Origin of the sequence: Bradyrhizobium sp. 2TAF36, from assembly GCF_052114925.1 — a bacterium.
Classification (GTDB): domain Bacteria; phylum Pseudomonadota; class Alphaproteobacteria; order Rhizobiales; family Xanthobacteraceae; genus Bradyrhizobium; species Bradyrhizobium barranii.
Genome location: NZ_JBFRFR010000105.1, coordinates 1 through 20,877, shown reverse-complemented (window position 1 = coordinate 20,877; position 20,877 = coordinate 1). Strand labels below are relative to the sequence as shown.

The following is a 20,877-nucleotide window of genomic DNA, read 5'->3' as shown; positions in this document are numbered from 1 at the left end:
CGTCTACCCAATCCTCCAGACATTCCGGCAAGAGCGTCAGCTGGGATCTGTCCGCGCCTTCAACGAAGCGTCCCATCCACATCCCCCATCAGGAAACGGAGGAATCGTAACCGACTCGTGGCTTTTCACACAGCCAGGGTCACAAGCCGGCATCGACCCAGGGCGCTGGAACGTCTGCTAAGGGGCTAAAAGGCGACATGCGGCCTGTGGAGTCGGCACCGCTCCACGCCGGGTAGCGGCCAGCTCAAAGCTCGGAGACCAATTCCACCAAGATCTGACGCAGCCACGCATGAGATGGATCGTGATCGTAGGAAGCGTGCCAGAGCAGTGAAACAGCTACGTCCTGCAAATCCACCGGAGGCTGGCTCAGGCTAAGCTTGAGTTCTGTGGCGAACAACCGAGCGAGCCGCGCGTGCATTGTCACGACGACAGGTGCGCGTGCCACCAAGGCAGGGACAGTGAGGAAGCGAGGCGTGGTCAGGACAACCGTCCGCCGCAATCCAAGTTTCTCAAGGGCGTCGTCTACCACGCCGCGCACAGTCCGGCCCGGCCGCAGGCTCGTGAGAACATGAGGTAACCGCACATAATCTTCGAGCGAGATTTGGGCGTCGGTGATGCCCGTTATCTCCTTGTTGAACATGCACAGATAGCTCTCATTGAACAGCAGACGCCGCTTGTGGTGGATCTGGCCCTGAGGAAAGACGTCATAGCCAATAGCGAGGTCCAGTTCGTCGGCATCGAGATCATCCAGAAGTCTCGACGAGTCGATGTTGTAGAGCCGCAGATGGACGCCAGGCGCGACCTCGCGCAGGCGTGCGAGGAGAGCGGGAAGGACCAGGATTTCCATGCTGTCTGGGAGTCCGAACCTGAAGGTCCGCTCTGCCGTCGCTGGATCGAATGCGTCGTCGCGTGAGACAATCGTTTGGATTTGAGACAGCGTAGCCCGCACCGGCTCTACCAGCATCACTGCACGAGGAGTGAGGCGCAAGCCGTCGGGCCCTCGCGTCAGAAGCTCGTCGCCGAACAGGTCACGCAGGCGGGCGAGGTTGTGGCTCATCGCCGACTGACAATGCCTACACGGCCCGCAGCTCGCGTGACGCTACGTTCGCGAAGCAAGGCATCGAGGTGAACCAGTAGGTTTAGGTCGAGATGGCTTAGATTGACGGCATCGATACCCATCATCGATCCAATCTGTTTGATCAATGAGCATAGGCCGCCCATCTTATGTGGCAAGGGAACGGAGGGCGTGGCCCACCGCCCAGCTAAAGGAGATCAACATGTCAATCCGCAGTAGCCTTTTAGCCGCCACACTAGCCTTAGCCGCTTTTGGAACCGCTCATGCAGATAGCCTCAGGCCAATTCAGGCAAAGAGCATCGATCTCGGCGGGGTGTCCGGCGTCGCCTATTACACCGTTGAGCGCGATGGGTTCCATGTCGTGACGACCCTTGCTCAGGGCGAGACGGGAACGCCAATCCGCGTAGTCTCTGTTCTTGCGCCAGGCCAAAGCGTTGTTCTCTCAACGTCCCAGCAGCCACGTGCGCTTGAAATCAGCCGGGCGGGCAACGAAGTGTTGGTCCGCAAGGCGGCGCCCGTCACAAATTAAGGTTCGAGCCTAGCGGGCGCGGTAATTTTCGGCGCCCGCTCTAACCCCGGAAGGCGTCAGGCGGCCCTCACGCCGGCGATGGTGAAGCGCACCAGCAGGTGATAGCTCGTCGGCATGGCGTCGGACCCGGTGGTGAGATCAGCCGAGAGTCTTGCGACGTTCCGCGTCGACTTGAGCCCGCCATTGCTTGACGAGATCGCGACGGCGACCGGGATAGCGTTCCGTCCTGAGCTTGATCTTTTCTATCCGATCCGCCCGGAATGAGCGGAAGTCCTTTCGCATTTCGCACCAGCCGGCAATGATGCGCCGGGAATCGAAAAAGCCGACGCCAATTGGCCAGATGATCCGCGTGGTCTTCGCGCCTTGCGGGTCGCGATACACAATGGAAAGCTTGTGTTGGTCGCGCATGGCTTGCCGCACGACGCGAAGGTCGACGGCTTCGGGTTGCTTCGGTCTGCGCCCTACGTGAAAGGCACTGTCGTCCAGCTTGTGTTGCAGCTCCGAGGGAAGGACCGCGCCAATTTTAGCGAGCGCGTCACGCGCCGCCAGCGCGAACTCATCATCAGTCTGGCGAGATACCCATTGGGCGCCCAGCGCCAAGGCTTGGATTTCCTGTTCCGAGAACATCAGGGGAGGAAGGAGGAAGCCGGGTTGCAAGACATAGCCAAAGCCAGGCTCACCGTCGATTTGTGCGCCCAAGCCCTGCAAGTCGGCGATGTCGCGATAAATCGTTCGCAACGACACACCCGCCTCAGCCGCAAGGTCGTTGCCCGACACCGGGGTGCGGTGCCGCCGCAAGATCTGCATGAGGTCGAATAATCGTTGGCTCTTCGACATAGACCAAGTCTAGCACGAATCCTGCCAAAAAATGGCAGTAGGCGTCGCGGGCGACGGGCGGCGGGGCTTTACTGGCCCAGACGGCATTTACATCGCTACCAGAGCCTTTCCGGCGAGCATGTGCCCGGCTTCAAGCGCCGCGATGAGCGGGATCGCATCGTTCAGACGCACGGTCTCAGCAACTGGCAAGCGCAGCTTTCCATTCGCCGAAGCGACGGCAAGGCCGTCAAGGATATCAGCCCGCGCGGTGCAGACGATCGGCTTGAGTTTCCGGTTGAAGATCGCACGGATGAACTTGATTGGCGCTGGATTGATATCGAGATACACGCCGCCTTCGCGAAGCAGGCCAACCCCGGCAGCAACCGCCATCGTTCCCGCCGTGTCATACACTACGTCGAAGCGTTCACGGATCTTCGACAGATCGGTGGCCCGATAATCGAAGAGAGGCTGGACGTCCAAGTCACGGGCTCGCTGCATCGCCTGCGCACTGCATGTCCCCGCGACGGTCGCCCCGAACATCTTTGCGAGCTGCACCGTGGCCTCGCCGACAGCGCCGGTGCAGCCGTTGATGAACACCTGGCTGCCGGATTTCAGGGCAGCCTTGTCCACGAGGCCGTTCCATGCGGTGACCCCCGGCGTAGCCAGGCAAGCCGCGTCCTCGAACGAGACTGAATCCGGCCTCCTGGCGACGAAGGTTTGGGGAGCGATGACGGCTTCCCCAAGCGCGCCGCCATGCTTTATCTGCGCCATGCCGAATACGGGATCGCCAATCTTGAAGCGCGTGACACCAGCGCCGACAGCGGTCACGATGCCGGAAAAATCGCTGCCCATGGCACGCGGAAATTTCTTCCCCGTCACCATTTTGAGATAGCCATTGCGCACCTTCCAATCGATGGGATTGATGGCGGCGAACTCGACCTTGACCGCGACTTCGCCGGTCCCCGGAGCCTTCAGCTCGAAGGCTTCGAGCTTCATCGTTTCAGGGCCGCCGTAGCTGTAATATTGAATCCGTTTCATGGTCGATCGTGCCTTAGTGCGGTTGGACGGTCGCCGTGTAGGCGGCGAACGGAGTCGCGTCGTAGATCACTTCGGTCGACGCGATCTTGCCGTTCTTCACCTTGAGGAGTTCCGCGACGACGGCGTTGGCAACCGGATGGGTGTCCGCGCTGTAAACGACGACAGCCTGATCATCGTCGCCGTAGACGGCGAGAACCGTGACCTTCTTGATCATGCGGGCGAAACCCTCGTGGAATTCGCGAAACTTCTGCATGCCGGCGATCCGCCCGCGTGGCGACGTGCAAACAACGTCGTCCGCCGACACGGAAGTAATCGTATCCACGCTCCTGCTGGCGATGGCCTCGATGTAGGTCTTGGCGATCTGCAGCGCCTGGCCGTTGCTCTGGGTTTTCATCGTCTTCCTTTCAGTAAAAATGCCCTGAAAGAAGACCTAGCGCAGGCCAGTGACAGATTCTGGCAGTAGGAAATCGGCGCAGCCGAAGGCGCCTTCGCGCCGCGAGCGGCCTGCCTCGCCTGTGCTGTCCACTGCCCCGGACCTCGCGCTCCGCCAACCTTCATTTGAATGATGACGAGACAATTGGTCGCAACCACTTTCCACCGAAAGGCCTGAATGAGGTCGGGAGAGATGAGCACCTGTCCAGCATGCGGCAGTGGATCAACTGCCAAACTGTTTGAAGTGACCGCAGATCAGGCCTCTCGATCCTTCGTCAGTCCGCGCCAGTATCCGGATCGCTCTCGAAAGTTAATAAGCCACCTGTCGCTGCTCTGGGGCCGCGACACCTGCGATATCCGCAAATGCGCGGATTGCGGATTCGGATTTGCAGATCCGTTCGTCGCGGGCGGCGCCGAGTTTTATAACCTGGCCGCGCCGCACCCTTCCTATCCAACCATGAAATGGGAGTATGAGAGGACGATCGAGGAGCTGAGCGGCCTCGGCACTGCCGGAAAAACGGCGATCGATGTCGGGGCCGGGTTTGGCTATTTTCTCGATCACATCAAGGACAAACTCTTTCGCGCGTCCGATATTTACGCGGTCGATTACAACGAAGCAGCGCAACAGGCCTTGCGATCGAAAGGCTACAAGACCTTTTCGGTCGACCTTCGGGAGGATGGCTTCACTCCGATGAAGGAGGCCTTCGACATCATCTTCATGTTTCAGGTGTTCGAGCACATGGACCGGGTGGATGACGTCTTCGCGCGATTGAAATACCTTCTCAAGGCGCAAGGCTCTGTCTTCATCGCCGTGCCGAATGATATCCGAACGCACTACATGGAGGGCCACGGATCGCTCATCGACATGCCGCCGAACCACATTGGCCGCTGGACGAAGGACGCGTTTGACGCGGTATGTCGACGACACGGCCTGCAATTGAGCATTTGCGAGCGGGAACCATTCAATCTCCTGAAGTTTCTCAGGGAAGACATCGTGGACAGCTTTTTGCGCAGTGCAGAGAAACCGGGCAGCGTCAGTGAGTTCGTGCGCGGCCTGCCGCGAAGCAAAGCGCAGCGGATTGGGCAGGCCGTGATCGCACTTGCGCTTGCACCATTGCGCTTGCCGGCATGGGCCTACGCGGCCAGGAACTCATCGACGCTCGGCAGTGCGCTCTGGGTGAAGATCGACAAAGGCGCGTGATGAGCGGCCACGGTCGAACGGGCCGCTCGCCGCCGCAGCGCCTGCTGACTCATCACCTGCTCTTCGGTCTGATGGCGTCAACAGTTCCCTGTATGAAGGCCTGGAGTTTCCCGACGTCCCCTTCCGTCAACTTGCCGCTGAAATCCGGCATGCCCTGGTCGCGGAATGGACCGTGGAAGAGGATATGCCTCAGATTGGTGATCTCTTCGGCGCTGGCGTAGCCGAGATTGATGATGTTGCCGCCGCGGCCGACGCCAGGCACGCCGTGGCAGGCGACGCAGGCTGCCGCGACATAGATCTCGCCGCCTTCCCTGATGTCCTTCGGATCATACTTCACGCCCTGCAGCAGACCTTCGGTCTGATATTTGACGAACGCTGGCAGCTTCGCCGTGCCGCCGAGTGCGTATGTGTAGATCGTTCCCGGGTTCTGGTACTCGGTCGCGCGGTGCGTCAGGCCGTAGGATCCGCCCCAGCCGACAGCAATCGAGATGTATTGCCTGTCGTCGACCATGTAGGTTGCGGCGGCCGCCACCGCGCCGGTGCCGGTCGGCATTTCCCACAGCTTGGTTCCGTTTGCTGCATCATAAGCGACGAAGCGGCCATCCGCCGTCCCCTGGAAAACCAGGTTGCCGGCGGTGGTCAGCGTCCCGCCGTTCCACGGCGACACGTGCTCGACGCRCCAGACTTCCTTTTGATGCACCGGATCCCAGGCGAGCAGACGTCCGAATGGGGCCGACTTCGGAGGGTTGAAAACGAAACCGATATTCCCGCCCAGCAAGCCGCCGAGCTTGCCCGGCGCAGCAGCATTCTGCGCGAACGACTTTTCCGGCGACAGATTGACCGGGATGTGCTGCGCCGGAAGGTAGACGAGGCCGGTCAGCGGATTGAACGACATCGGCTGCCAATTGTGAGCCCCGTCCGGTCCCGGAATCGACTCGTATTGATCTGCGTCGCGCGCCGCCGGCAGCTCAATCGGCCGTCCGTTGGCGTCGTATCCCGTCGCCCAATTCACATCGACAAAATTCTTCGCCGAGATGAACTTGCCGTTGGTGCGATCGATGACGAAGAAGAAGCCGTTTTTCGGCGCGTGCAGGATCACCTTGCGCGGCACAACGTCGATCTTGATGTCGGCCAGGATCATCGGCTGGGTCGATGTATAGTCCCAATTGTCGCCGGGCGTCTCCTGATAGTGCCAGATATACCGGCCCGTGTCGGCGTTGAGCGCGACGATCGAGCCCAGATAGAGATTGTCGCCACCCGACGGACTGCGAAGCTTGCGATTCCAAGGGCCGCCGTTGCCAGTGCCGACATAGACCATGTTCAGATCGGGATCGAACGTGATCGAGTCCCATGGCGCGCCACCGCCGCCGTTGATCCAATACTTCCCTGAGGGATCCCAGGTCTTCGCCGCGGCTTCCATCGAGGCGTCTTCAAATGGCTTCGATGGATCGCCGGGCACGGTGAACCAGCGCCAGAGCTGATGACCGGTCTCGCTGTCGTAGGCCGTGACGTAGCCGCGCACACCATATTCGGCACCGCTCTGGCCGATCACGACCTTGCCGTTGAAGACGCGCGGCGCGCCGGTGATCGTGTAGGAATGATCGTGATCGATCAGCGTGTCCGTTTCCCAGATCTTGGCCCCGGTCGCTGCATCGAGCGCGATCAGGCGCCCGTCATAGGCGGCTTCGAAGACCTTGCCCTTGTAGAGTGCGAGGCCACGGCTGACAGCGTCGCAGCACCCGCGATAGGTCTTTGACCGGTCAACACCCGGATCGAACGACCAGATTTTTATTCCGGTCCGCACGTCAATGGCATGGACCACATTCCAGGGGGCCGACTGATACATGATGCCGTCGACGACGAGGGGCGTTGCCTCGATGCCGCGCGATGATTCCAGATTGTAACTCCAGACGAGCCCGAGATCCCTGACGTTGTCAGTGTTGATCTGATTGAGCTTGCTGAACCGCGTTTCGGCGTAGTCGAGGCCGACGGTCGGCCAATCCCTGGATCTCTTCGTATTGGCTTCAATGAAGTCGCTGTCGACTCTCGAGATATTCGCCTTGATGCGGTCCGGCTTCGCCTCGGTCCCACTCTGCGCCCATGCACTGGAAGGGAGAGAAAGACCCAGGAGAGCAGGAAAGAGAACAAGAACAGCACTGATCTCCCGGAAGGCAATCTGAATCCTGGACCGATTGCTCGACTTTTTTTCAGGCCATTGGCACTCTGTGTTGGATCGTCCCATGCCTCACCTTCCTCCGTGCATGTCGAGACCACGATGCGTGCGCATGCCTGCGCCCGCTTCCGTTGATATGAAGTCTCAAACCTGCCTCGACGGTGCTACTGAAGCATTTCAGTCCTGACATGCCCGATTGCAGTTGTAAGAAAGCGTCCTGCTTGGCCCACCGGCCGACGGCCGTCATCGGCGGAAATCTTTTCAACCCTCGGCAGTCAGGATCGGCCGTTTCGGCTAGCATTTGGTGGCGTGCAAGCATCGGGACGGAATGTCCGTCCTTGAAAGGACATCGCGAACGCCAATCGGACCGGAGTCATCTATGCGATCAGCGACCTTGCCGCCGCCGAGATCATCACCAGCCCGCCGGTGATGACAGCGACATCGAGGATCGCCGTGTGGATATGCACCGGCATGCGTTCGACAAAAGCCTTTGCGAGGAATGCGCCGGGGATCGCAATCGCGCCGATCAGCAGCGCGAAGGCGAGCACCTGTGCGGTGACGGCGCCGGCCAGCCCGAACACCGAGATCTTGATGAGGCCGGTGCCGAGCGAGATCATCGCGTCGGTCGCGATCACGGCGGCGCCTTCGAGACCTGCGGCCATCAGCAGCGAGAGCAGGATCACGCCGGAGCCGGAGGTGCCGCCGACCAGCACGCCATAGCCGACCGAGCCGGCCGCAAGGCCGGTGTCGCCGATCCTGACCTGGCGGCGGCGGAGCACGCGGCGCAGCGGCACGCTGAGGATCAGCATGGAGCCGATCACGAGCGCGGCGCCCGCATTGGTCAGCCGCGTGTAGCCGTAGGCGCCGAGCGCGGTCGTCAGCGCCGCACAGGCGAGCACGATCAGCGCGCGGCGGCGGTCGGCATAGCGCAGATAGGCGAGCGCACGGCTCGAATTGGTGAAGATCGCGGAGATCGCGATGATCGGCACCACGGGCTCGGCGCCGACCAGCGGCACCAGCACGAGCGGCATCAGCGCGCCGGTGCCGTAGCCGGCGAGACCACCGATGATCGAAGCAAACAACGCCATCAACGCGACCAGCAGGAGCTGAAGGATCGAGATGTCGGCGAAGCCTGAGACGATGGTCACGTTCTCTCATCGCGGCTGACGCGTGCCGCTGCTTGATCGGCGATGGAAGCGAGCGCGGCTTCCTCTAGGGGAAAATCCGCCGCAAGCCAAGCGTCCTCGGCAAGCGTCAGCACATGCCCGAGCGCGGGTCCTTCCGCCATGCCGCGGGCGATGAAGTCGGCGGCGCGAAGCGGAAATTTCGGCGCAATCCAGCGCTGCGGCAGCTCGGCGAGCGCACGCCAGCGCGACGATCCGACGTCGCCGCCGGCCCGCGCCCAGCCGAGCAACACGCGATCGTGATAGCGCTCCGCGCCGAGCCGGTAGAGCAACCGTCGCGCATTGGCCTCGTCCTTGGTGGCGAAGCGCCACCAGCGATGCCCCATCGAATCCAGCGCCTTGCTTTCTACATTGGAGAGCCGCAAGCGCGTGGCGACGCGCTTGGCATCTTCGGTCACGGCGACCGTCAGCGCGGCGAGCCGCCGCGTGCTGCTTGCCGGCAAGCCAAGCTCGCCCTCGATCGCGATCATGGCCGACAGCGGCCCGGTATAGACGACGCCTCCGCTCAGCGCTTGCAGCAACCCGCCATCCGCCATCGCGACCGCAGCGTCAGAGGCACCGTGAGCGACCAGCAGCTTCAGCATCTCCATGCGCACCCGCTCGGCCGACAGGCTCGCAAGACCCGCGCGGCCGCGGATGCAGGCGAGATAGCCGTCGCGGTCGGGCTCGCCGGCCCCGAAGGCGGCGTGGATGCGGAAGAAGCGCAGGATGCGCAGGAAATCCTCGGCGATGCGCTGGTCGGGATCGCCGATGAAGCGCACGCGTCGCGCGGCCGCATCCGCGATCCCGCCGACATAGTCGTAGACGACGCCCATCGCATCGGCCGAAAGTCCATTCATGGTGAAGTCGCGGCGCTCGGCGTCCTTCACCCAGTCGCGGCCGAACGCGACCTTGGCCTTGCGGCCGAAGGTCTCGGTGTCCTCGCGCAGCGTCGTGACTTCGTAAGGCGTGCCGTCGATGACCAGCGTGATGGTGCCGTGGTCGATGCCGGTCGGCACGCTCTTGATGCCGGCAGCCTTGGCGCGCCGCATCACCTCGTCGGGCCGCGCCGTGGTCGCGATGTCGATGTCGCCGGGCACGAGACCGAGCAACGCATTGCGCACGGCGCCGCCGACCACGCGCGCTTCCTCGCCGTTGCCGTTGAGCAGCGTCAGGACGCGCGCCGTCCCGCCAGAGGTCAGCCAGGGCGCATTGGCGAGTAACGGCTCTGCGCTCATGGTCCAGCCCCTATTTTTCCACGCCCGGCACGAGCCTGCCGTTCTCGATATGGGCGGGAACGTAGGTCGAGTCCGGTGCGGCGCCGGAGAAATGCGCGAAGCCGATCAGCCCCGCGATGACAAGCACGAGCGCGGCCAGGACAAGGCGCGCGACGACGGTGACCGGCCAGGACGATCGCGCGAACAGGCCGGAGCGGGTGGCGGCCAGGAACAGCGCATAGACGGCAAAGGGGATGAGGAAAATTCCGATCTCGGTCAGAACCGGCCGGATCATGATGAGTAGATCCGCTCATACAGCACACGCAACATTCCGGCCGTCGCACCCCAGATGTAGCGTTCCGCGAACGGCATCGCGTAGTAAAAGCGCTCCATGCCGCGGAATTCCTTGCTGTGCACCTGGTGGTTCACCGGGTTCATCAGGAAGGATAGCGGCACCTCGAAGGCATCATCAACCTCCGAATGGTTGATGGCGAGCTCGAAGCCGGGCCGCACCTTGGCGACCGTCGGCAGGATGCGGAAGCCGAAAGCGGTGCCGTAGAGATCGAGATAGCCGATCGGCTCGACGAAGTCTCTGGACAGGCCGACCTCCTCCTCGGCCTCGCGCAAAGCCGCATCGAGCGGCGAGGCGTCGGTCGCGTCGATCTTGCCGCCGGGGAAAGCGATCTGGCCGGCGTGGTCGTTGAGATGCGCCGAGCGCTGCGTCAGCAGGATGGTCGGCTCGGGACGGTCGACCACGGCGATCAGGACCGCAGCCGGCCGCACCGGCTGCTCGCGCGCGACGATCTCGAGCATCTTGTCGGTGCCGGGATCGCCCGAGGCGGGGATGACGTTCGGATCGTAGAGGCCGGGCGGCACGTCGAAGCCGAGCCTCGCCCGGGATCGGGCGAAGAAATCGGCCGCGCCGATCACGACCGGACCGCTCTTCAGGATAGGCTTGTTCAAAGTGCGGCCCTCACCTGCTCCGCGTCGGCCATGGCGAAGAATTCGCCGGCCGACTCGACGCCGAACATCGGCTGGCCATCGACCATCCGCTCCTCACCCATGTCAACCAGATCGTAGTAGAGCGCGCGGGTAACCTTGGCCCAGAGATCGGCGCGGACATGCAGGTATGGTGTCAGCCCGCCCTCCCTGGCCTGCTCGAAGCGCAGCCGGTGCGCGGCATCGCAGGTGACCCAGTCGTCGACATTGGTGCGGAAGCGGAGCACGCGATGGTTGTCCTCGCCGTCCTGCTGCATCTCGACCGCCATGAACGGCGCGTCGTCGACGCGGATGCCGACCTTCTCCACGGGCGTGACGAGGAAATGCTTGCCGCCCTCGCGCTTCAGGATGGTCGAGAACAGGCGGACCAGGGCGTGTCGTCCGATCGGCGTGCCCATGTAGAACCAAGTACCGTCAGAAGCGATTCGGATGTCGAGATCGCCGCAAAACGGCGGGTTCCACAGATGCACCGGCGGCAGGCCCTTCTTGGCGCCTTCGGCATCGGCGGCACTTTTGGCGGCGGCAGTCAGCCCCTCAAGACCTCGATCGGCGCTCTGCCCTTGGTTCGCCATGGTTTGCCCTGACTTTGTCTGTTGGCACGATTGGTGCAGGTTTTACGTTGTACCCGGGTGCGCGGTTCCACACCGGATTAACCCGGTGTGGAGGTCGCCACTTCGTGATGCCCTACATATCCCTAAGCCGATAAGGTGGGGATAGGTTAATTCAACGAATACATGGCCTTCCTGCAAGTCTAGCATAGGGCCCATGTGCGACTTGTGATGATCTGACGACGCAAGCAGGCCGCGTGGCGGACTTTAAGGAGCTGACGGATGGCGGAAAGTGTCGAGAAACTGGAAGACGGAATCGTCCGTTCGGCCGAGCAGGTGTCGAGCCAGATTCGCGCGGCGAAAGACGCAATCGCGTCCGTCATCTTCGGCCAGGATCGGGTGATCGAGAACACGCTCGTCACCATCCTCTCCGGCGGTCATGCGCTGCTGATCGGCGTGCCCGGCCTCGCCAAGACCAAGCTGGTCGAGACGCTCGGCATCACGCTGGGCCTCGACGCCAAGCGCATCCAATTCACGCCCGATTTGATGCCGTCGGACATTCTCGGCGCCGAAGTGCTCGACGAGAGCACCGCCGGCAAGCGCTCCTTCCGCTTCATCTCCGGTCCCGTGTTCGCGCAGCTGCTGATGGCCGACGAGATCAACCGCGCCAGCCCGCGCACGCAGTCGGCGCTGCTCCAGGCGATGCAGGAGCAGCACATCACCGTCGCCGGCGCGCGTCACGACCTGCCGAAGCCGTTCCACGTGCTCGCCACGCAAAACCCGCTCGAGCAGGAAGGCACCTATCCGCTGCCGGAAGCCCAGCTCGACCGCTTCCTGATGGAGATCGACGTCGACTATCCCRATCGCGACGCCGAGCGCCGCATCCTGTTCGAGACCACGGGTGCCGAGGAGACGCTGGCGAAGGGATCGATGAACGCAGATGCGCTGATCACTGCGCAGCGGCTGATCCGCCGTCTGCCGGTCGGCGATTCCGTGGTGGAGGCGATCCTGTCGCTGGTCCGCTCGGCCCGTCCGGGCGAGGAGAGCGGCGAGACCGGCAAGTTCATCGCCTGGGGTCCCGGCCCGCGCGCCAGCCAATCCTTGATGCTCGCCGTGCGCGCACGCGCGCTGATCGACGGACGCCTGGCGCCCTCGATCGACGACGTGCTCGACCTCGCCGAGCCCATATTGAAGCACCGCATGGCGCTGACGTTCCAGGCGCGCGCCGAAGGCCGCACGATTCCGGACGTGATCAAACAATTGAAGGCTCGGATCGGTTGATGGCCGCAGACAACGGGCACACAGCGAAGGAGATCATCGCGATCCGACGTGCCGATGGCGAAAGCCGTACGCTCGCCGCTTCGCTGCCGCGCCTGGTGCTCGAAGCCCGCCGTATCGCCGCCAACGTCATCCACGGCCTGCACGGAAGGCGCCGCGCCGGTTCCGGTGAAAATTTCTGGCAATACCGCCGCTTCGTCTCCGGCGAGCCGGCGCAGAACGTCGACTGGCGCCGCTCGGCGCGCGACGACCATCTCTATGTGCGCGAGCTTGAATGGGAAGCCTCGCACACGGTCTGGATCTGGCCCGATCGCTCGCCCTCGATGGCGTTCGCCTCCAAGACCGCGCGCGAATCCAAGCTCGAGCGGACGCTGATCGTCGCCTTCGCGCTGGCCGAGCTGCTGGTCTCGGGCGGCGAACGCGTCGGCATTCCCGGACTGATGGCGCCGACCGCGAGCCGCAGCGTCATCGACAAGATGGCGCAGGCGATGCTGCATGACGATGCCGACCGGCTGAGCCTGCCGCCGTCCTTCGTGCCTTCCGCGCTCGCCGAGATCATCGTGCTGTCGGATTTCTGGTCGCCGATCGCGGAGATCAAATCCACGCTCGCGGGCCTGTCCGGCTCCGGCGCGCATGGCACAATGGTGCAGGTGGTCGATCCCGCCGAAGAGTCGTTCCCTTATTCCGGCCGCGTCGAGTTCGTCGAGCCCGAGGGCTTCGGCGTGATCACGGCGGGCCGCGCCGAGAGCTGGGCGCAGGACTACACCGCGCGGCTCGCGCTGCACCGCGACCAGATCCGCGCCGAGACCAGCAGACTCAACTGGCTGTTCACGACCCATGCGACCGACCGCTCCGCCGCCGAGCTCTTGCTGTTCCTGCATGCCGGCATGCAGGTGAGCAAATCGGGCACCCGCACCACGACGATCAAGGTGGGGCCGGCCGCATGATGGGATTGCCGCTCGCCTTCACCGAACCGCTGCTCCTGATCGGCCTCGTCAGCCTGCCCGTGCTGTGGTGGCTGCTGCGCGTGATGCCGCCGCGGCCGCGCCGCATCGAGTTTCCGCCGACGCGCCTGCTGTTCGACATCGCACCTCGCGAAGAGACGCCCTCGCGGACGCCGTGGTGGCTGACCGCGCTGCGGCTCCTGGCTGCGGCGCTCGTCATTTTCGCCGCCGCCGGCCCGATCTGGAATCCGCAAACAGGCGCCGCCGGCAGCAAGGCGCCGCTGATGATCATGTTCGACGACGGCTGGAGCGCCGCATCGCACTGGGATGTCAGGGTCAGGGCCGCCGACGAGCTGATCGCCAATGCCGACAACGACCGCCGCGCAATCGCGCTGGTGCCGCTGTCCGAGCCGAACCGCGACATCACCCTGATGCCGGCGGGTGCGGCGCGCGTCGCACTGCGCCAGCTCGCGCCAAAGCCCTACTCGATCGATCGCGTTGAAACCCTGACCGCCATCGACCGCTTCCTGAAGGCCACCGGCGACTGCGAGATCGCCTGGCTGTCAGATGGCGTCGATACCGGCCGTGGCGAGGATTTCGTGCAGGGCCTGGGCAAGACCATCGGAGATCGCAGCTTGACGGTGTTCGAGGGCGGCACGTCCTCCCCGCTGGCGCTCGTCGCCGCCGAGAACGCCGCCGCCAAGATGACGGTGAAGGTGCTGCGCACCGACAGCGGCATCGCCGTCGGCACCGTGCGCGCGCTGGACCAGAAGTCCTCACCGATCGGCGAAGCGCGTTATTCGTTCGGCCCGCAGGACAAGGAAACCGAAGCCTCGTTCGACCTGCCGGTCGAGCTGCGCAACGACATCACGCGGCTCGATATATCGGGCGAGCGTTCGGCCGGCGCGGTGCAGCTGCTCGACAAGCGGTGGCGCCGCCGCGCCATCGGCATCGTCACCGGCACGACCAGCGAGACCGCGCAGCCGCTGCTGGCGCCGACCTTCTACCTGACCCGTGCGCTGGCGCCGTTCGCCGACGTGCGGCTCGCCGACCGGGGCTCGCCGCAGCAGGGCATCACCCAATTCCTCGACCAGAAGCTGCCGATGATCATCCTCGCCGATGTCGGCACCGTCGCTCCTGAAATCCGCGAGCGCCTCAACGCCTGGATCGACCAGGGCGGCGTGCTGGTGCGCTTCGCCGGTCCAAGGCTCGCGCAGGCCGAGGACGATCTCGTGCCGGTCAAGCTGCGCAAGGGCGGCCGCACGCTCGGCGGCAGCCTGACCTGGGAGAAGCCGCAGCATCTCGCCGCCTTCGCGGCGAACGGCCCATTTGCCGGCGTCGCCGTCCCCAAGGACGTCACCGTGAACCGCCAGGTCCTGGCCGAGCCCGACGCGGTGCTCGCCACCAAGAGCTGGGCCTCGCTGGAAGACGGCACGCCGCTCGTCACCGGCGAGCATCGCGGCAAGGGCCTGGTCAGCCTGTTCCACGTCAGCGCTGACATGCGCTGGTCTGACCTGCCGATGTCGGGCACCTTCGTCGAAATGCTGCGCCGGGTCGTCGACATGTCCGGCTACACCGCCAAGCCCGGGCCCGGGGTCGCGGCCGAGGCGAGCACCGAGACGGTGGCGCCGCTGCACATCCTCGACGGCTTCGGCGCGTTCGGCCCGCCACCGGCCACCGCAAAGCCGCTGCCTGCGGATTATCGCGACCGCGCTACGCCTGATCATCCGCCCGGCTTCTATGGTCCGGCAGAAGGACCGCTCGCCGTGAACACGCTCGCCGCTTCCGACCGCATCGCCGCGCTGAACACCGCAGGCCTGCGCGCCCGGCACGCGACCTACACCAATGCCGAGCCGCGCGACCTGCGCGGCTGGCTGCTGTCGACGGCGCTCGCACTGTTCCTGATCGACGCCATCATCGTCGCGGTGCTCGGCGGCGGGATCGCCGCGCTGCTGCGCCGGCGCGCCGCGACAGCCATGATCGTCGTCGGGCTGGCGCTTGCAGGCCTGGTGTCGCTTGCGCCCGCGCCGTCGCGCGCCGATGGCGCGTCCGACGAGTTCGCCATGAAGGCGGTGTCGCAAACCCGCCTCGCCTATGTCGTCACCGGCAATGCCGACGTCGATTCCATCGTCAAGGCCGGCATGTCCGGTCTGACGCAATTCCTTGCGCAGCGCACCGCGCTGGAAGCCGGCGATCCCGTCGGCATCGATCCCGGACGCGACGAGCTCGCCTTCTTCCCGCTGATCTACTGGCCGATCGTGCCGGGCGCGCCCAAGCCGCCGCAGGATGCCATCAACAAGATCGACGCCTACATGAAGCAGGGCGGCACCGTTCTGTTCGACACCCGCGACGCGATCGAAGCGCCGCCCGGCGAGAACGGCGCCGCACAGACCCCGGGCATGCAGACGCTGCGCGAGATCCTGTCGTCGCTCGACGTGCCTGAGCTCGAACCGGTGCCGCGCGAGCACGTGCTGACCAAGACTTTTTATCTGCTGCGCGACTTCCCGGGCCGTTTCAGCACCGGCCAGACCTGGGTCGAGGCCTTGCCGCGCGATGAGGACGACGACAGCGCGCAGCGGCCGGCCCGCGGCGGCGACGGCGTCTCGCCCATCATCATCACCTCGAACGATCTGGCCGGCGCCTGGGCGCAGCGGCTCGACGGTCAGTTCATGCTGCCGATGTCCGGCGGCGACGCCCGCCAGCGCGAATTCGCCTACCGCGCCGGCGCCAACATCGTGATGTACACCCTGACCGGCAACTACAAGGCCGACCAGGTGCACGCACCGGCCCTGATCGAACGGCTGGGGCAATAGGATCGACATGAATTACGGCATTGCGTTCACGCCGCTTGTTCCCACGATCGTCCTGTGGCTCGCGCTCGCCGCGATCGTGGTCGTTGCGCTCGTGCTGCTGGTGGCGCGTGCGCGCGGTGCAGCCGTGCGCGTGGCCGCGCTGGCGCTGTTCCTGCTGGCGCTCGCCAATCCCTCCTTCACCCGCGAGGACCGCGATCCGCTCACCTCGGTCGCCGCCATCGTGGTCGACAAGAGCCCGAGCCAGAATTTCGGCAACCGCAATCGCGAGGCCGCGCAAGCGCAGGAAGCGCTGGTCGACAGCCTGAAGAAGATCAAGGGCCTCGAGGTCCGCGTCGTCGACGCCGGACAGGCCGATGGCGAGACCGACGGCACAAAACTGTTCGGAGCGCTGGCCACCGCGCTGTCGGACGTGCCGGTCGACCGTGTCGCCGGCGCGTTCCTGATCACCGACGGCCGGGTCCACGACATCCCGGCCAACACCGCCGGGCTCGGCTTCCAGGCGCCGGTGCACGCACTGATCACCGGGCAGAAGGACGAGCGCGACCGCCGCATCGCGATCACGGCGGCGCCGCGCTTCGGCATCGTCGGGCAGACCCAGACCATCACCTATCGCCTCGACGACCAGGGCGTCACCGGCGAGCGCGCCAAGGTCACGATCCGCAGGGACGGCGAGGTCCTGGGCGAGCGCACGCTGGGAAGCGGCCAGAGCGCAAGCGTCGACGTCGACATCAAGCATGCCGGGCCGAACATCGTCGAGATCGAGGCCTCGCCGCTCGAGAAAGAGCTGACGCCGGTGAACAACCGCGCCGTCGTCGCCATCGACGGCGTGCGCGACAAGCTGCGCGTGCTGCTGGTCTCGGGCGAGCCGCATTCCGGCGAGCGCACCTGGCGCAACCTGCTGAAGTCCGACGCCAGCGTCGACCTCGTGCACTTCACCATTCTGCGTCCGCCGGAGAAGCAGGACGGCACGCCGATCAACGAGCTGTCGCTGATCGCGTTTCCGACCCGCGAGCTGTTCCAGCAGAAGATCAACGAATTCCAGCTGATCATCTTCGACCGCTATGCCCGCCAGGGCGTGCTGCCGATCGCCTATTTCGACAACATCGCGCGCTATGTCCGCGCGGGCGGCGCGGTGCTGGTCTCGGCCGGCCCGGACTATGCTTCCAACACCAGCATCTGGCGCACGCCGCTGGATTCGGTGCTGCCGGCAGAACCCGTCGGCGTGACCGAAAAGCCGTTCTATGCGCATCTGTCGGAGATCGGCAAACGCCATCCGGTCACGCGCGGCCTCGAAGGCTCCGCGAGCGAACCGCCGCGCTGGAGCCGGTTCTTCCGCACCGTCGACACCCGCAATGCGGTCAACCCGCCGGTGATGACGGGCGTCGACGGCAAGCCGCTCCTGTTCCTCTCGCGCTTCGGCGAGGGCCGCGTCGCGCTCTTGCTCTCCGACCATATCTGGCTGTGGGCGCGCGGCTATGAAGGCGGCGGCCCGCATCTCGATCTCTTGCGGCGGATGTCGCACTGGCTGATGAAGCAGCCTGACCTCGATGAAGAGGCACTGCGCCTCCAGGTGCAGGGCAAGGACCTCGTCGTGGTACGCCAGACCATGTCGGACAGCGTCCAGCCGGTCAGCGTGACCTCGCCGTCGGGCGTGTCGCAGGACCTGACGCTCGCGCCTGCCGATCCCGGCGAGTGGCGCGCCAGCCTGCCGGCCAGCGAGCTCGGCCTGTGGCAGGCGACCGACGGCACGCTGAAGGCGCTGATCAATGTCGGTCCGACCAATCCGAAGGAGTTTTCGGAAGTCACCTCGACGACCGAAACCCTGAAGCCGCTGACGCAGGCGACCGGCGGCAATGCCGTGCGCGTGGTCGACGGCACCAGCGTCGAGCTGCCGCGTATCGTGCCGGTGCGTTCGGCGAGCGTCTTCGCTGGCGATGGCTGGATGGGCGTGCGGATGCGCGACGCCAGCGTCGTGAAGGGCGTCGGGGTGCTACCGATCTTCGCCGGCCTGATCGGCCTGCTGCTGCTGCTCGGCGCGTTTGCCGCGACCTGGGTCCGCGAAGGGCGCTGAACTCCCGAAGCGAGATGAGACTCGCCTAGCACCGCGACGGCGGTGCGTTCCCTCCCCCCTTGCGGGGGAGGGCTAGGGAGAGGGGTGGCCCAGCAAAAGGTGCCGATTGTTAGCGATGCATCGCGTATGATTGCGCGACGGAAAGAGTCCCCGTGCGGCACCCCTCTCCCTGCCCCTCCCCCGCAAGGGGGGAGGGAACGGACAGAGCCCGCTGTTGGCCCAACTCGATTCAACTTCAACCCATCGCGCTCTAGTTGCCCGAACGACACATCGGTTCGGCTGCCTGCGCGCGTTGGTCCGCTCGCTGTTGACATCCGCTGATCGATGCTGCGATGTTACATTATAACATCACGAGATCAGGGGAATTGATCCTCGCGATGTGGGGTGGCTTTTCCAGATGAAGTGGTTCCGGTCGAATATCAGGCACGGCGCCCGGCTCGCGTTGTTCGCGATGCTGGTGCAGTTCGCGTTGACGTTCGGCCACAGCCATTGGTTCGCCCAGGCCACCCCCCTCGCCCTGTCCTCGCTTCAGCAGACCGACAACGGCAAGAGTATCGCTTCGAGTGACCGCGCCGCGGTCCAGAAGCAATCGCCCGCCGGCCCTGACCGGGAGCAGCCGGGCGAGGACAATTGCGCGATCTGCGCCGTCGTCGCGATGGCGGGCACCGTCGTATCCGCGACGCCGCCTGTGCTCCTGCTGCCGCAGGCGATCGAGCTGCTTCAGCTCACCACCGATGCCGAGTTCGTCCATCTGAAATCGGCCGGCACGGCGTTCCAGCCCCGCGCCCCTCCCGCGTCCTGACTCCAGACATCACTTGATCACGCCCGGCTCGCCGCTTTCAGGCGAACGCACGGGAGAAGCTGAAGTCGAATTCCGTCGCGCTGCGACGGCAGGCCGCCTCCGATCAGCACCAAATCTTGCGGACGGCGCCTGACTGGAATCAGGACTATGTCATTTGAATTGCGACGCGCGCAGCGTCTGGGTGGAGCAAGCCTGCTCCTGCTCGGCGCCGCCGCCACATCGGCGCTCGCCCAAGAGCCGGTACAACAGACTGCGCAAGATAAATCGTCGACCGAGATCCCCGCCGTCACCGTGACAGCGCCGAGCCCGATCGTGCGCAGGGTGGTGCCGACCCGCAGCCCGGTCCATGTCGCGCGCACCGGACGGTCGCGCGGCCAGCAACGCACGGCGGAAGCAACGCCGGCGGCGCCAGCGACGGCCGCCACGCCCCAGCAGGGCGTGCTGCCGATCGTGACCAACCAGTTCGCCACCGTCACCGTGGTGCCGAACGAGGAGATCCGCCGCGAGGGCGGCGGCCAGCTCGGCGATCTGCTGTTCTCCAAGCCGGGCATCACCGGCTCGAGCTTTGCGCCCGGCGCCTCCAGCCGGCCGATCATCCGGGGCCTCGACGTCAACCGCGTCGGCATTGTCGAGAACGGCACCAATGCGAACGGCGCATCCGATCTCGGCGAGGATCACTTCGTCCCGATCGATACGCTCGCGACCAACCAGGTCGAAGTGGTGCGCGGGCCGGCCGCCTTGCGCTACGGCTCGACCTCGATCGGCGGCGTCGTCAGCGCGACCAACAACCGGATTCCGGACGCGCTGCCAACCTGCGGTGCCCAGCCGTTCCAGAGTTATGGCATGCCGGTGAAGGCGCCACTCGCAACCGCCGGGACATCGCCCTGCGTCACGGCCGAGACACGTTCCGCGTTCAGCTCGGTCGATCGCGGTGTCGAGAGCGGCGTGCTGCTCGACACCGGCGCCGGCAATTTCGCGTTCCATGCCGACGTCTACGGCCGCAACACGACGGATTACGGCATCCCGAGCTACCCCTATTTGACCGACCAGACCCGGACCATCACAAACGGGCGCCAGCCCAATTCGGCGTCGCGCACGGACGGCGCCTCGATCGGCGGCTCCTACTTCTTCCAGGGCGGCTATATCGGCGCGTCGATCACGCAGAACGACTCGCTCTACCATATCCCCGGCATCGACGGCGCCGACCACAACACCCGGATCGACGCGCACCAGACCAAGATCAACGTCAAGGGCGAGTACCGGCCCGATGCCGCCGCGATCGACACCATTCGCTTCTGGGCTGGCGCCACGGATTATCGACACAACGAGATCGGCCTTGCCGATCCCGCCGATCCCAACACCGACGGTGTGCGGCAGACCTTCACCAACAAGGAGCAGGAGATCCGCACCGAGGTGCAGTTGATGCCGTTCAACGCGCGCTTCGCCGAGGTGACGACGGCGCTGGGCTTTCAGGTCGGCCATCAGGAATTGACCGCGCCGAGCCCTGACAATCCCGGTACGCTGTTCAACGGCCTGTGGGACCCCAACAACAACACCCGCGTTGCCGCTTACGCCTTCAACGAGTTCAAGTTCACGGACGCGACGCGAGCCCAGATCGCCGGCCGCATCGAGCATGTCGAGCTGCACGGCACGACGCCGAACTTCCCGCCGGATTATCTACCCGACGGCACGCCGCAGGTGGGCATCGCACGCAATCCGTCCTTCACGCCGAAGAGCGGCAGCATCGGCCTGTTGCAGGACCTGCCGGGCGGCATGGT

At 64.9% G+C, this 20,877-nt stretch carries 17 protein-coding genes and 1 pseudogene; 8 read left to right on the top strand and 10 right to left on the bottom strand.

What is annotated here, in order from left to right; translation table 11 throughout:
* Positions 1-244 precede the first annotated feature (244 nt).
* Positions 245-1,179 (bottom strand): annotated as a pseudogene (locus AB4Z51_RS39380) (LysR family transcriptional regulator).
* Between the two features lie 98 nt (positions 1,180-1,277).
* On the opposite strand from AB4Z51_RS39380, the gene AB4Z51_RS39375 reads away from it, so the two are divergent.
* Complete coding sequence (locus tag AB4Z51_RS39375) at positions 1,278-1,604, top strand: hypothetical protein (RefSeq protein ID WP_028158248.1); 327 nt, start codon at positions 1,278-1,280, stop codon at positions 1,602-1,604.
* 138 nt (positions 1,605-1,742) lie between these two features.
* Here AB4Z51_RS39375 and AB4Z51_RS39370 read toward each other — a convergent pair whose 3' ends face one another.
* From AB4Z51_RS39370 to AB4Z51_RS39360, 3 genes are all read right to left on the bottom strand, one after another.
* Positions 1,743-2,441 (bottom strand): helix-turn-helix transcriptional regulator, encoded by a 699-nt coding sequence (locus tag AB4Z51_RS39370; protein ID WP_085402513.1) that lies wholly within the window; start codon positions 2,439-2,441, stop codon positions 1,743-1,745.
* A gap of 87 nt (positions 2,442-2,528) precedes the next feature.
* Positions 2,529-3,458 (bottom strand): NAD(P)-dependent alcohol dehydrogenase, encoded by a 930-nt coding sequence (locus tag AB4Z51_RS39365; RefSeq protein ID WP_085402512.1) that lies wholly within the window; start codon positions 3,456-3,458, stop codon positions 2,529-2,531.
* A 13-nt stretch (positions 3,459-3,471) separates the two neighbouring features.
* Positions 3,472-3,852 carry a nuclear transport factor 2 family protein gene (locus AB4Z51_RS39360; RefSeq protein WP_085402511.1) on the bottom strand — a complete coding sequence of 127 codons (381 nt, stop codon included), beginning with the start codon at positions 3,850-3,852 and terminating at the stop codon, positions 3,472-3,474.
* A 231-nt stretch (positions 3,853-4,083) separates the two neighbouring features.
* Between AB4Z51_RS39360 and AB4Z51_RS39355 the strand changes: the two genes are divergently transcribed.
* Positions 4,084-5,091, top strand: coding sequence for a class I SAM-dependent methyltransferase (locus AB4Z51_RS39355; protein WP_161495872.1), 1,008 nt, complete (start codon positions 4,084-4,086; stop codon positions 5,089-5,091).
* A gap of 52 nt (positions 5,092-5,143) precedes the next feature.
* On the opposite strand, the gene AB4Z51_RS39350 is transcribed toward AB4Z51_RS39355, so the two are convergent.
* From AB4Z51_RS39350 to AB4Z51_RS39325, 6 genes are all read right to left on the bottom strand, one after another.
* The gene (locus AB4Z51_RS39350) at positions 5,144-7,333 is read right to left on the bottom strand and encodes a PQQ-dependent dehydrogenase, methanol/ethanol family (RefSeq protein WP_441499273.1); all 2,190 of its coding nucleotides are present in this window, start codon (positions 7,331-7,333) and stop codon (positions 5,144-5,146) included.
* A 308-nt stretch (positions 7,334-7,641) separates the two neighbouring features.
* On the bottom strand, positions 7,642-8,412 hold the full coding sequence (locus AB4Z51_RS39345) for a sulfite exporter TauE/SafE family protein (protein ID WP_028158256.1): 771 nt from the start codon (positions 8,410-8,412) through the stop codon (positions 7,642-7,644).
* On the bottom strand, positions 8,409-9,665 hold the full coding sequence (locus AB4Z51_RS39340; protein ID WP_085402508.1) for a CCA tRNA nucleotidyltransferase: 1,257 nt from the start codon (positions 9,663-9,665) through the stop codon (positions 8,409-8,411). Before AB4Z51_RS39340 ends, AB4Z51_RS39345 begins: the two co-directional genes overlap by 4 nt.
* A 10-nt stretch (positions 9,666-9,675) precedes the next feature.
* Positions 9,676-9,939, bottom strand: coding sequence for a DUF6111 family protein (locus AB4Z51_RS39335; RefSeq protein ID WP_014497409.1), 264 nt, complete (start codon positions 9,937-9,939; stop codon positions 9,676-9,678).
* A complete protein-coding gene (locus AB4Z51_RS39330) occupies positions 9,936-10,607 on the bottom strand; it encodes a CoA pyrophosphatase (RefSeq protein ID WP_085402507.1) in 672 nt (223 codons plus the stop codon). The genes AB4Z51_RS39335 and AB4Z51_RS39330 overlap by 4 nt, the downstream gene beginning before the upstream one ends.
* The gene (locus tag AB4Z51_RS39325; protein ID WP_085402506.1) at positions 10,604-11,215 is read right to left on the bottom strand and encodes a DUF1285 domain-containing protein; all 612 of its coding nucleotides are present in this window, start codon (positions 11,213-11,215) and stop codon (positions 10,604-10,606) included. The genes AB4Z51_RS39330 and AB4Z51_RS39325 overlap by 4 nt, the downstream gene beginning before the upstream one ends.
* 258 nt (positions 11,216-11,473) lie before the next feature.
* Here AB4Z51_RS39325 and AB4Z51_RS39320 point away from each other — a divergent pair, with 258 nt between their 5' ends.
* The 6 genes from AB4Z51_RS39320 to AB4Z51_RS39295 form a co-directional block, all read left to right on the top strand.
* Positions 11,474-12,472 (top strand): AAA family ATPase, encoded by a 999-nt coding sequence (locus AB4Z51_RS39320; RefSeq protein ID WP_441499272.1) that lies wholly within the window; start codon positions 11,474-11,476, stop codon positions 12,470-12,472.
* Positions 12,472-13,416, top strand: a complete 945-nt coding sequence (locus tag AB4Z51_RS39315) for a DUF58 domain-containing protein (protein WP_063985164.1) — start codon at positions 12,472-12,474, stop codon at positions 13,414-13,416. The genes AB4Z51_RS39320 and AB4Z51_RS39315 overlap by 1 nt, the downstream gene beginning before the upstream one ends.
* Positions 13,413-16,226, top strand: a complete 2,814-nt coding sequence (locus tag AB4Z51_RS39310; RefSeq protein ID WP_063985165.1) for a DUF4159 domain-containing protein — start codon at positions 13,413-13,415, stop codon at positions 16,224-16,226. Before AB4Z51_RS39315 ends, AB4Z51_RS39310 begins: the two co-directional genes overlap by 4 nt.
* A 7-nt stretch (positions 16,227-16,233) precedes the next feature.
* Positions 16,234-18,297: a hypothetical protein gene (locus AB4Z51_RS39305; protein ID WP_085402504.1), complete on the top strand. Its 2,064-nt coding sequence runs from the start codon at positions 16,234-16,236 to the stop codon at positions 18,295-18,297.
* Between the two features lie 397 nt (positions 18,298-18,694).
* Entirely contained in the window at positions 18,695-19,099 is a 405-nt protein-coding gene (locus AB4Z51_RS39300) for a DUF2946 domain-containing protein (protein ID WP_085402503.1), read from the top strand.
* Positions 19,100-19,246: 147 nt separating this feature from the next.
* The coding region (locus AB4Z51_RS39295) for a TonB-dependent receptor plug domain-containing protein (protein ID WP_441499271.1) at positions 19,247-20,877 on the top strand (1,631 nt) is incomplete at its 3' end.